This window comes from Staphylococcus sp. 11262D007BW (genome assembly GCF_053547815.1).
The window spans coordinates 1,672,331-1,685,262 of sequence record NZ_JBPWPJ010000001.1; the positions used below are offsets into that span (position 1 = coordinate 1,672,331).

Annotated in this window: 9 protein-coding genes; all 9 read right to left on the reverse strand. The window is 37.6% G+C overall.

All coding sequences use genetic code 11. The features are described 5' to 3' along the window. Positions 1-56: 56 nt before the first annotated feature. The 9 genes from ACEE93_RS08395 to ACEE93_RS08435 all read right to left on the reverse strand — a co-directional run bounded on the left by ACEE93_RS08395 (position 57) and on the right by ACEE93_RS08435 (position 12,891). Positions 57-1,229 carry a nitrate/nitrite transporter gene (locus ACEE93_RS08395; RefSeq protein ID WP_449155917.1) on the reverse strand — a complete coding sequence of 391 codons (1,173 nt, stop codon included), beginning with the start codon at positions 1,227-1,229 and terminating at the stop codon, positions 57-59. A 296-nt stretch (positions 1,230-1,525) separates the two neighbouring features. Further along, positions 1,526-2,176: a nitrate respiration regulation response regulator NreC gene (nreC, locus tag ACEE93_RS08400; RefSeq protein WP_449155916.1), complete on the reverse strand. Its 651-nt coding sequence runs from the start codon at positions 2,174-2,176 to the stop codon at positions 1,526-1,528. A 17-nt stretch (positions 2,177-2,193) separates the two neighbouring features. Further along, positions 2,194-3,228 carry a sensor histidine kinase gene (locus ACEE93_RS08405; protein ID WP_449155915.1) on the reverse strand — a complete coding sequence of 345 codons (1,035 nt, stop codon included), beginning with the start codon at positions 3,226-3,228 and terminating at the stop codon, positions 2,194-2,196. Next, complete coding sequence (gene nreA, locus ACEE93_RS08410; RefSeq protein WP_449155914.1) at positions 3,228-3,689, reverse strand: nitrate respiration regulation accessory nitrate sensor NreA; 462 nt, start codon at positions 3,687-3,689, stop codon at positions 3,228-3,230. The genes ACEE93_RS08405 and nreA overlap by 1 nt, the downstream gene beginning before the upstream one ends. A 15-nt stretch (positions 3,690-3,704) precedes the next feature. Beyond that, positions 3,705-4,382, reverse strand: a complete 678-nt coding sequence (gene narI / locus ACEE93_RS08415; RefSeq protein ID WP_449155913.1) for a respiratory nitrate reductase subunit gamma — start codon at positions 4,380-4,382, stop codon at positions 3,705-3,707. Then, entirely contained in the window at positions 4,375-4,950 is a 576-nt protein-coding gene (gene narJ / locus ACEE93_RS08420; protein WP_449155912.1) for a nitrate reductase molybdenum cofactor assembly chaperone, read from the reverse strand. The genes narI and narJ overlap by 8 nt, the downstream gene beginning before the upstream one ends. Further along, a complete protein-coding gene (narH, locus tag ACEE93_RS08425; RefSeq protein ID WP_449156495.1) occupies positions 4,943-6,499 on the reverse strand; it encodes a nitrate reductase subunit beta in 1,557 nt (518 codons plus the stop codon). Before narH ends, narJ begins: the two co-directional genes overlap by 8 nt. Next, a complete protein-coding gene (locus ACEE93_RS08430) occupies positions 6,489-10,160 on the reverse strand; it encodes a nitrate reductase subunit alpha (protein WP_449155910.1) in 3,672 nt (1,223 codons plus the stop codon). The genes narH and ACEE93_RS08430 overlap by 11 nt, the downstream gene beginning before the upstream one ends. A gap of 187 nt (positions 10,161-10,347) precedes the next feature. Then, entirely contained in the window at positions 10,348-12,891 is a 2,544-nt protein-coding gene (locus tag ACEE93_RS08435; RefSeq protein ID WP_449156496.1) for a 5'-nucleotidase C-terminal domain-containing protein, read from the reverse strand. Positions 12,892-12,932 lie beyond the last annotated feature (41 nt).

Sequence of the window (12,932 nt, forward strand, 5' to 3'; positions counted from 1 at the left end):
AAAAAAAGAGTTGTAAAGCACATGATCGATTGCTTTACAACTCTTTTGCTAAACTATTATTTTACACTAAGACGTTCACGTTTTTCACGTCTTGCTAAATCAAACATTGTAATGAGTGCGATAATACCGAAAATACATAATAGGATGAATGCTAAGTTACTTCTACCTGTTAATCCAGCTACGATTGACAGCACGATTGGTGGGAAGAAACCACCTAAGCCGCCCATCATTGAGACAATACCATTTGCCACACCTGCTTCTTTGCTGAAGTAAAATGGTACTAATTTAAAGACAAGACCATTGCCAATACCTGCAGAAACACTTACTGTTAAACAGCCTATTGTAAATAAGATAATTTCACTTGAAATACCTAAAATAAATGAACCGATAATCATTAATACAAAGAATACTTTTAACATTGTTACGGCACTAAATTTATCTCCTAATATACCGCCTAGAGGACGAAGTAATGTCGCTATCGCAATAAAGACACCTGTTCGAATACCTGCGTCAACTTCGTTAATATCGAAGTGAGCTACTAAATAGTTTGGTAGGAATAGTCCGAATGCCACAAATGCACCGAATGTAATAAAATACCAAAAACTTAAGTAATACAATTTATAATTGGCTAATAACTTTTTAGATTGATCGATTAATGGCACTTTCACTCTAGGTTCTTTTTTGTCACCTAAGAAAAACATAACAAGTGCAAATATAATCATTACAATTAAATAACTGCGTACTGTATTTTGCCAACCAATGATACCTGCAATAGGTGGTGCTAAGAATGATGATACGGCAGTCCCTAAGTTCCCCATACCATAAATACCGTTGGCTAATCCAACTTTATCTTTAGAGAAATATTTTGGAATTGATGTAACACCTACTGAGAATACTGCGCCACCAACACCTAAAAAGAACCCTGCAAACATTAATGCACCAGGAGTGGTTGCCTCACTGAGTAAGAAGACCGGTGCAAGTAATATGATAAAACTTGCAAAGAACACCCATTTTGCACCAATGATATTCGTTAAATAACCAAATGGTACACGTAAAATTGAACCAAGAATAACCGGTATTGCTAACACGACTGATGTTTGTGCGGGCGAGATTGAAACATCTTGTGAGATAAAAGGCATTAATGGAGAAATAATACTCCATGCCATAAATCCAGCGATTAAACTTAGCGTTTGAATGCCTAACTGCAAACCTCCACTCGATTTTTTCATTGTTCATTCACCTTTTCTTTCTTCATAATTTCACTTTAATATGTCATTAATTACCTTTAACCATAGTCTATATTAATTGTGAAATTAATAACATAAGGATTTCCCCTAATATCTTTAAGGTGTATCCCTATACCTATTTCGATGAGTTCACTATCGCTAAAAAACAAAAAGAACCACGCACATCATGTAATGTTCACTACATATGTGCGTGGCTCTTACTTACTAAATAAATCAACGACTACTAATGAAACTCACTGACTGAACTGCCTTTAAAAGTGAAGCATCCTTCTCATCATTTAAAAGTCGAGTAATTTTTTCTTAAGCGCAAATTCGACCAATTCTGGTTTTGATTTTAAGTCAAGCTTATCCATAATACGTGTTTTATGTGCTTCGACCGTTTTAACAGAAACAAATAATTTTTCAGCAATATCTTTATTGCCGTAGCCTTTAGCAATTAACGGTAAAATTTCAAGTTCTCTTTTAGATAAAATCTTAAATGGATCGTTTGAATACTCATCGCTTTTTGACGAATGAACAAATTCTTTCACAAGTGAGGTTGTCATTTTCGGATCGATATATGTTTCACCTTTATACACTGTACGAATGGCTAATAACAACTGTTCATCTGGTGCATTTTTTAAAATATAGCCACTCGCCCCACTACGTAATACATGAAATAAATATTCTTCATCATCATACATTGTCAAAATGAGTATTTTTGTTTCAGGAAAACTATCCAGTATCTTACTTGTTGCAATTAAACCTGATTCGCCAGGGGGCATGCTTAAATCCATAATTAAAACATCTGGTTTATGCTCCATCACTTTTTGATAGGCTTCGCCACCATCTGCTGCAGTCCCTACAACTTCCATATCACTTTGAAAATTAAGTATCATGGAAAACCCTGTACGTACAACAGCATGATCATCTGCAATTACGATTTTCATCTATTATTCCCCTCACTTTAGTAAATCGGTACTTCTAATGTCACAATCGTACCTTTACCTTTTTGTGTCTCAATATTTAACTTGCCATTGACCAACTCTGCGCGTTCGTTCATACCATATAAACCAAGTCCTGACCCTTTTGGCGAATCACTTGGATCGAACCCTAATCCTTGGTCAGAAACCTCAGCAAACAACGTGTTTTGATCTCTGTGTACATTGACATCAATTGAATCAACCGCTGCATATTTCATGGCATTAAATACCGCTTCTTGAACAATACGATATACAACCGTTTCTACTTCATTATGAAAACGTTCATCTCCAACATCGAAATGATAATTAACAATAACCCCATAATTATTTTCTAATTGTTTAAAATAGGACTTAAATGCTGCATTAAGTCCCAAATCATCTAATGAAGAAGGTCGCAATTCAAGCGAAAGATTTCGAATATCATCAATTAACTTACTCATTAATCCTTCAATATTTTTGGATTGTTCCATTAATGCATCCATATCTTCTTGATATTTCAATAATCGTAATTCAACATTTACATTAATTAATTCTTGAACGACACCATCATGTAATTCTCTAGATATACGCTTTCGTTCATTTTCTTGCGCAGCGATAGTTTTTTGAATCATATCACGTTGATACACTTTTTCTTGGCGTTCTAATTGAGGTGTGACATTTTGTAATGTAAACGCCTTGATTTGACGCGCTTCATCAATCGTTTGATAAGAAGCAGTAAAAGGTTCTACCTTATTATCTGTCGTTCTCATAAAGACTTGAAACGTCGTATTACCAATCGTATCTGATTCTAAAAAACAATTATAGCAAGTTTGAATACCATATTCATTGGTATGCCCTTCGCATCGTCCGCATATAGAATGAGAAGGTTCACTAAGCGTATTATCTGGTGAAATGACACGTTTTGCCGCATCATTCATATAAATCACCTTGCCATGTCGATCAATAAATATAATCATTTCAGACGTCGTTTGATAATAAGCACTCAATAATTGCGATAGTTCATCAGTTTGTTGCTTCACTATGAAATCACCTTATCTTCACTTGTTAATTGTCCAATTCCTTTAATTTGCGAAATATGTTGCGCTATTTCAGGTAATGGTTTGCCATCACGTTGTCCAAATAACAACACCCCTTTAACACGATGATTGTGCCAAAGCGGTATTGCAATAAGAGACGTTAAGGCCTCACTAATAATAATTGGAAAATTAAACAAAGTATTTTGAATATCATTTTGAGTAGCATCGCGAATAATCATAGGTTTTCCTGTTTTCATCACGTTACCTGCTACTCCTCGACCATGACGCAGTATAATACGTTGATATCTATCATTGATGTTTCCCGAAACAAAACGCCACTTTATTTTAGTGCCTACATGATCTTCCATTGGTAAGGCAAGTCCAGCAAAGTCAAATTGATATTCACGACGCAATGTATCTAGCTCATCTTGATAGTCATGTTGCGTAACATCAATCTGTTCCATGGTCATCACTCCATCTTAGACTTTGTGCTTACGATAAATAATATAGCTACGGTTCGCATATGATAAAGGAACACTCCATACATGAACCAAGCGTGTAAATGGCCAACAAGCCATAATCGTAAATCCTAACAGCACATGTAATTTAAATGCAAGTGGAACTTGTGTCATTAAACTTGCATCAGGACTCAACATAAATAGTCCTCTAAACCAAATTGAAATTGTTTGTCTATAATCAAACTCTGGTGTTGTCACATTTGTTACTAACGTTGCATAACAGCCAACGAAAACAATAAGTAACAATAATAAGTTAACAAATATATCTGACGCCGAACTTAATCGACGTACGTTATGTTTTGTAATACGTCGTGCAGTTAATAAAAACATTCCAATAAGCGTTATTATACCAAAAATACTACCAATATACACGGCTCCAATATGATATAAATGATCACTTACACCTACTGCTTCTAACCAACTTGCTGGAACCAATAAACCAACGACATGACCAAAAAACACTGGTATCACGCCTAAATGGAACATCAAACTGCCCCATTTAAGTCGTTTTTTTTCAATAAACTCACTTGATTTTGCTGTCCATGAAAATTGGTCAAATTTATAACGCGCAATATGACCAATGATAAAAATGGCTAAGCAAAGATAAGGAAATATTACCCATAGAAACTGATTAAACATTTTGCGTCACCTCATTACCTTGTACGATACAACGTTTTAACGTTTCACGGAGGCCACGAATTAAATGACTATATGGGTTTCCTTTTTCTTCTAAATATTTCATGATCGGATAAGTCCCATCTTCAATAATCATAATGAGCAATTGTGTATTTTCTTGTGCTCGATCATCGCCATCAAATTCTGCAGCATATAAAAATTCCAACATTAATGGCAAGTAATCTGAAAGCTCAGATGACGGCATTTCTAACCCAAACATTTCATATAAAACTTTGAGTTTCGCTAACATTTGCCCTCTTTCTTTTTGAGTATCAAATTTATTAAAAGTCATATATAAAGTGGTCTTCTTGTTAAAGTCAAATGTATCTGTGTACAGTGCTTTAATTTCTGATAAACTTTTTTCATACATTAATGCTCGATATTGTTTCACGTGAGGATACGCTGGGTGATCCTCAGTGAAAATATCTTCGAATGTTTTTGGATGGAAGGTTAACTTTTCCGGGAAACTTAATTGTTGACTCATATACCCCAACGTATCTTTATAGTATTTCAACGTTTCAAGGTTAATCACGGAAAATCCCTCCATAGAAGTTATCGTTGTAGATTTCTCTACCAGATTTACCGCCAGCACCTACTGGAACGCCACATCCATCACAATTTGCGCCAAAGTATTCTCCACCGTAACCTTGACTACCTTGTGCTGCATACGTATCCATGTATTGTTCTTTATGTGAAGTCGGAATCACAAAGCGGTCTTCGTGTTTAGCAATCGCTAGTAAACGATACATATCTTTAGCTTGGCGTTCTGTTAAGCCCACACGCTCTAAACGTGACGTATCAAATTCTCGTCCAGTATTTTGTGCACGCATATAACTTCTCATCATTGCCATACGTTGTAATGATCCTTTTACTGCTGTCGTATCACCAGCAGTAAATAATTCTGCTAAATACTGAACAGGTAAACGCATTTCTTCAATAGCAGGGAAAATCGCATCTGGATTATTACCTGAATTTTTACCTTCAAAATAGTTCATAATTGGACTTAATGGTGGGCAATACCAAACCATTGGCATTGTGCGGTATTCTGGGTGTAATGGGAACGCTAATTTATATTCAATGGCTAATTTATAGATTGGAGAGTTTTGTGCTGCTTCAATCCATTCTTGTGAAATACCATCTTTTTCTGCTTGTTCAATCACATCTTCGTCAAATGGATTTAAGAATAAATCAAGTTGTTTTTCGTATAAATCTTGTTCATTTTCTGCTGATGCTGCTTCTTGAACACGATCCGCATCATATAATAAAACACCTAAATAACGCATACGACCTGTACATGTTTCAGAACAAACTGTCGGAATACCCGCTTCAACACGTGGGAAACAGAATGTACATTTTTCAGCTTTATTTGTTTTCCAGTTGAAATATACTTTTTTGTATGGGCATCCTGTCATACAGTAGCGCCATCCACGACAAGCATCTTGGTCGACAAGAACGATACCGTCTTCATCACGTTTATACATTGCACCTGATGGACAAGATGCGACACAACTTGGGTTTAAACAATGTTCACATAAACGTGGTAAATACATCATAAATGTTTGATCAAAATTAAATTTAATCTCTTCTTCAATTTTTTGAATATTAGGATCTTGTGGGCCAGTAACATGTGCACCTGCTAAGTCATCTTCCCAGTTTGGCCCCCAATCGATATCCATACGATCTCCAGTCATTGCTGAATAGGCTTTTGCCACAGGTGAATGTTCAGAGTCTTTCGCTGTTGTAAGATGTTCATAGTTATATGTCCAAGGTTCATAATAGTCTTTGATGACTGGCATATTAGGATTGTAGAAAATTTTACCTAAAGCAATTTTATTAAGACGTGTGCCGGATTTTAACTCAAGTTTGCCCTTTTTATTAAGTGTCCATCCACCTTTATAATGTTCTTGATCTTCCCAACGTTTAGGATATCCAATCCCTGGTTTTGTTTCGACGTTGTTAAACCACATGTATTCAGCACCTGGACGGTTAGTCCAAGTACTTTTACACGTTACACTACATGTATGACACCCGATACATTTATCTAAGTTTAATACCATTGCAACTTGTGCTTTAATCTTCAAGCCAATCCACCTCTTTCATCTTTCTAACAGCAACGTAAACATCACGTTGGTTTCCAATTGGTCCATAATAATTAAACGAATAACTGATTTGAGCATAACCGCCCATTAATTGTGTTGGTTTTAAGTGAATACGTGTTGGTGCGTTATGTGAACCACCACGTGTACCTGAAATTTCAGATCCTGGTGTTTCGATGTGCTTATCTTGTGCGTGATACATAAACATTGTACCTCTTGGCATACGGTGAGATACGACGGCACGCGCTGTTACGACACCATTTCTGTTATATACTTCTAACCAATCATTATCTTCAATATCATATTGTGCTGCATCTTCATTTGAAAGCCATACTGTTGGGCCTCCACGGAATAACGTCAACATATGTTGGTTATCTTGATATGTTGAGTGGATATTCCACTTACCATGCGGTGTTAAATATCTTAGTACAAGCGCATCTACACCGCCCTTAACTTCTTTATCTTTCGTACCAAATACCATTGGCGGTAATGTCGGTTTATACACTGGTAATGCTTCCCCGAATTGTTGGAACACTTCATGGTCAATATAGTAGCTTTGACGTCCTGTTAACGTTCTAAATGGCACTAGACGTTCAATATTCGTTGTAAATGGTGAATAACGACGTCCTTGTTTATTAGAACCTGGGAAAACAGCTGTCGGAATGACTTCACGTGGTTGTGATGTAATATTTAAGAATGTAATTTTTTCTGACGCACGTTCAGCTGAAATATCTTTAAGTTCCATTCCTGTTTGTGCTTCTAAATCTTCATATGATTTTTGAGACACACGACCATTTGAAGCGGAAGAAACATTTAATATGACATCTGCGACTCTGCGCGCTGTATCGATACGTGGTTTATTCGATTTCACTGTCTCATCTTCCCAAGTGCCCACCATGCTGCGTAATTCGTCATATTCTTCTTTAACTGAGAAACTCACACCATGTGCGCCAACTTTACCGTTTTCAAGTAAAGGTCCTACTGAAACGAACTTGTCATATACATCTGTAAAAGTACGATCAACAATCGCAAATCCTGGCATTGTTTTTCCTGGAATGGCTTCAACATCACCTTTTGTCCAATCGTGTACTTGACCATATGCAAGCGAAATTTCTTGTTTTGAATCGTGTGCAAGTGGTGATGTCACAACATCTTTATATGTGCCAGTTAAATGCACTTTTGACATATCAGAGAACGTTTTACTAATTGTTTTGAAAATATCCCAATCTGAACGAGATTCCCATAATGGGTCGATAGCCGGGTTAAATGGATGAATAAATGGATGCATATCTGTAGAAGATAAATCATGTTTTTCATACCATGTTGCTGCCGGTAAAACGACATCTGAATACAGTGGTGTAGCTGTCATACGGAAGTCTAGTGATACTAGTAAATCAAGTTTACCAACTGTATCCTCGCTCCATTCAATCTCATCAGGCTTATCTGTTAAGTTCGGCTCAGCCATAAGTGCAGATTTTGCACCTAATAAGTGTTTCATAAAGTATTCTTGACCTTTAGCAGAACTTGAAATTAAATTTGAACGCCATACAAATAATGTTTTTGGATGGTTTTTACGTAAACCAGGATTTTCAATAGCAAATTTTGTTTGTCGTGATTTCACATCGTCAATCGCACGTTGTAAAATCGCTTCATTCGTAAATTCTCCACGATCTCTTGCTTCTTCGCCCCATAACAAGCTATTGCGATCAAACTGCGGATAAGATGGTAACCAGCCATTACGCGCTGCTAATACGTTGTAATCTGCTGGGTGTTGTAACTTAATATTTTCTGCTAATGGTGACGCTAAACGATCGACACCTGATTCTTCATATTTCCATTGATCTGTCGCAAAGTAGAACCAGCTTGTACCATTTTGTAAACGTGGTGGTGCTTGCCAGTCTTTCGCAAAGGCAATTGTATTCCAGCCTTCAATTGGACGACATTTTTCTTGTCCAACATAATGTGCCCAGCCTCCGCCGTTCACACCTTGGCAACCACATAAAATCACAAGGTTTAATACCGCACGATAAATCGTATCTGAGTTAAACCAGTGGTTAATACCTGCACCCATAATAATCATTGAGCGGCCGCCTGTATCAATCGCGTTTTGCGCAAATTCACGTGCGACTTGTGTAATGAGTGATGCTTTCACTCCTGTTACTTTTTCTTGCCAAGCTGGTGTGTAGAATGATGACGCATCATCAAATCCTGTAGATTCTAACTGATGACCAAAACGTTTAATGCCGTATTGACTGGCCATTAAATCATAAATTGTTGTGACATATGTTTCTTCACCATTCGCTAAAGTCATTTTACGAACTGGAATGACACGTTCAAATACACCATTACCATCGTTATCAAAATAAGGGAATTGAATTGTTTGTAATTCATATGAGCCACTCGCTACTGTTAACACTGGATCAATTGATTGACCTTGTTCATTTTCAAGTTTAAGGTTCCATTGTTTGTCATCTTCCCAACGTTGACCCATTGTTCCGTTAGGCACTTGAATAGAATCAGTGAATGCGTCTAAAATAACTGGTTTCCATTCACTATTTTGAGTCGTACCACCAAAGTCGCTTGAACGTAAGAAACGTCCCGCTTTATAGCCTTTAGCATCTTGATCTAATCGAATAATAAATGGCATATCAGAATATTGTTTTGCATAGTTGATGAACATCTCAGAAGGCGTATCTTCATAAAACTCTTGTAAAATAACATGTGTCATTGCTTGTGCAACTGCTGCATCTGTACCTGGATTTGGCGCTAACCAATTATCCGCAAACTTTACGTTTTCCGCATAGTCAGGTGCCACAGAAATTACTTTTGCACCTTTGTAACGTACTTCTGTCATAAAATGCGCATCTGGTGTACGTGTTAATGGTACGTTAGAACCCCACATCATAATGTAAGAAGCATTGTACCAGTCACTTGATTCAGGTACGTCTGTTTGCTCACCCCAAATTTGTGGTGAAGCAGGTGGTAAATCGGCATACCAATCGTAGAAACTAAGCATTTCGCCACCAAGTAATGAAATAAAACGCGCCCCAGCAGCATAACTAATCATCGACATCGCTGGAATAGGTGTAAACCCTGCAATACGGTCAGGTCCATCTTTTTTAATTGTATAAATTAATTGTGCAGAGATAAGTTGTGAGATATCTCTCCAATTCGCACGTATATGACCACCTTTTCCGCGAGCACTTTTATAAATACGGGCTTTTTCGTCATCTTCAATAATTGAAGCCCAAGCTTTAATTGGATCTTGATATTCTTCTAAAGCTTCTGTCCATAATTCCCATAATTTTCCTCTTACATAAGGATATTTAATTCGTAATGGGCTATATTCATACCATGAGAAAGATGCACCACGTGGACATCCTCTAGGTTCAAACTCTGGCATATCTGGGCCACAACTTGGATAATCAATTTGTTGGTTCTCCCAAGTAATCACACCATTTTTCACAAACACTTTCCACGAGCATGACCCTGTACAGTTCACACCATGAGTAGTACGAACGACTTTGTCATGACTCCATCTTTCTCTATACATTTTTTCCCATTCACGACTTTTATGTTCTAAAACTGACCAGTTCCCGTTAAACTTTTCAGTTGGTTTAAAGAAATTTAACCCAAATTTTGCCATGTTCATCCTCCTCAATACGCATAGCTTTCCTTGTTAACTACTATTCTACATTTGTTCATCTTTTCACGATATTAGGGAATTACCTATTTCAACTAAGGGAATCCCTATTGTCTTGAAATACAGCGTAAGATCAAAAAAGACTGAAAAAGCTCGCGCTGCTCTTTCAGTCTTTAAAGTATTTATTGATTTAACTAACTTTTCTTTGACGTTGTCGTATGACAAAAAGTCCTGCACCAATAAGAACGATCCCCGCTCCTACTGGTATATTTTGTGTTGTGCCAGTGTCAGGTAATTGATGTTGGTCATGTTGAGTCTCTGGTGCTGTTGTGTTGAATTGGTTTACGCCATTTGTAACTTGTTTCATGTTACTGTCCATGGCTGACTTTCCATTTGCATGCGTCTCTAATGACGTATCGTGATGCATATTCCCCGGGAAATCATTAGCTATTTCCGCATTAGCTTGAGCAATATGTTGTATTGGAATTGATGTTTCTGCAGAAGATGCCTGCTCTGTTGAGATAGACGCCCCTGGAAATGGCATCACATTTTGCGCAGTTGCTTGTGTCTCTGTTGTTACAGTGGGTTGTTGAGTGCTAACAGATGTTTCTATGTCATTAGTGCTTGTAGATGTATCTACAGATGGGTCTACTTGTGCTGATGTATCTGTAGCATTTGGTTCGCCATTAATCATTCTTGTCGCTTCTGTTGTATCGTATTGTGATAAATCAGCAGACTCTAAATACTCTGCAAAGACCTGATCCAAAGAAACCCCTTCTTCACGAGGCCCTACTAACATATCAAATCCATCGCCACCAGATGCTGTAAAATCATTTGTCGCAATGTAATAGGTACGATTTAAATCAAGTGGTTCAAATTGATGCGTTTGTCGATTTAAAACTTGAACTTCTCGAATACGTTGTCCCGCTTCTTGATCAATATCATAATAGACACGGACAGCGTTTGATATTTGTAACAAACCGCCATTCGCTGCAAGTTGTTTTTGACCCTCTTTATCCACAGTTTGTGCACCAAGACTGTGTTCAAATGCTTTTAATACGTCTGACCCTTTGACTTGAACTTGTGCAATCGTATTTCCAAATGGCAATACAGTAATAATATCATTCAATGTCACTTCACCTTTTGAAATCGAGGCACGAATGCCACCACTATTAGTGACTGCAAAATCAGATGGGTGACTAAAACCATCTTGACCGTATGCTTCCATCGCGTCTGCAATCGCATTACCGAGATTCGTTTCCCCTGTACGTACTTGCTCGCGTTCACCGTTAAATTCAATCGTATTATTCGGTAAAATAACTTTCGATGTTTCCTCTAAATAAGCTTGATTAGCTTTATCCACTTGCGCTTGTAGTGCCGCATTCAGTTGGATATCTTTCACATCTTCTACAGAAATCAAAGACGCTGTCGCTTGATCAATTTGCCCCTTATTGTGATTGAACGCAATTTGTCCGACATTAGCTAAAGCTGTGCCAGTTTGCGCTAAAATATTTCGGCCATATGTTTGACCATTTTCTAAAACAGTATGAGAATGACCATCAATCACGAAAATAGGCACTTGATAAGCTTTATTTTGACTTAATTGTTGGGTTAAGTAGTCACCGCGCCATTTTTCAGGTGTGGTTTCATCAATACCAAGGTGAGATAAAATGACGAATGTATCCACTTGTCCATTTAAGCGATCCATTTCACGTGTCACACTTGGTAAAGGATCATCAAAAGTAATGCCTTCAATACCACTGGGACTTGTTTTTGTTTTCGTTTCAGGGGTTGTCACGCCAATCACCCCATAATTTAAACCATTCTTTTCTATCACCGTAGAAGGTTGAAATGCAAGCTCTCCATCTTTGTAAACATTGGCACTTACAATCGGAAAATTAAGCATACCTTCTAACTTTTTAAGTTGATCATAGCCAAAGTCAAATTCATGGTTACCAGCTGTCATCGCATCATAGCCGACTTCATTCATCGCTTTAGCCATTTCTTCACCTTTCGATTGATTCGAAAGTGGTAATCCTTGAAAAGCATCCCCAGCATCTACCATTAAATCAGGCTGAGTTTGCTCTTTTAATGTTTTTAATTTTGGCATACCAATAACACTGCCATCCTCTTCTACAATACGACCATGCATATCATTTGTATGTAAAATAGTCCGTTTTGATGTAGTAGGTTGAGTCGTTGTTGCGTTATCAGTTGCAGTCGCTGCACGTAATTGCGTAGTTGGTTCATTGGGTTGCGCCACATTTTGCCCTGTTTCCTGAACAGTGACATCTTGTTGAAGTGCCGATGACTCCTCCAGTTGTTCTTCTTTTGGGTCGTTTGACGGTGCTTCATTTAATTGTGAAGAAGTTGGTTCTAACGCTGAGTCGTCTTCCTTGGTGTTTAAGTCAGCAACCTTATCTGTTTCAACCTGAGCTTTGGGTGCTGTTGCTATAGGTGCGGTATCTTCATCAGCAGTCACTGCGTCTTGCTGATTCGTTGTGTTAGCCGCTTCCTCTACTGGTGTGTTATTTGCACTCGGCTGTGTCAATTCTGTTTGTTGTGCGTCATTATTATCTTGTGCTGGTGACATACCAGATTGCACTAAAGTATCTGATGATGCTTCGGCAGATACATCTGTCTCGGCAGCTTTAACAGATGTAAAATGAAAGACAACCATGCCGCAAATAATACAGCACATGCATAACATGACTTTAAATAACCGATTCCTCATTGAAATCCTCCCTCTTAATGTATTCTCATTTATCCTAGCAC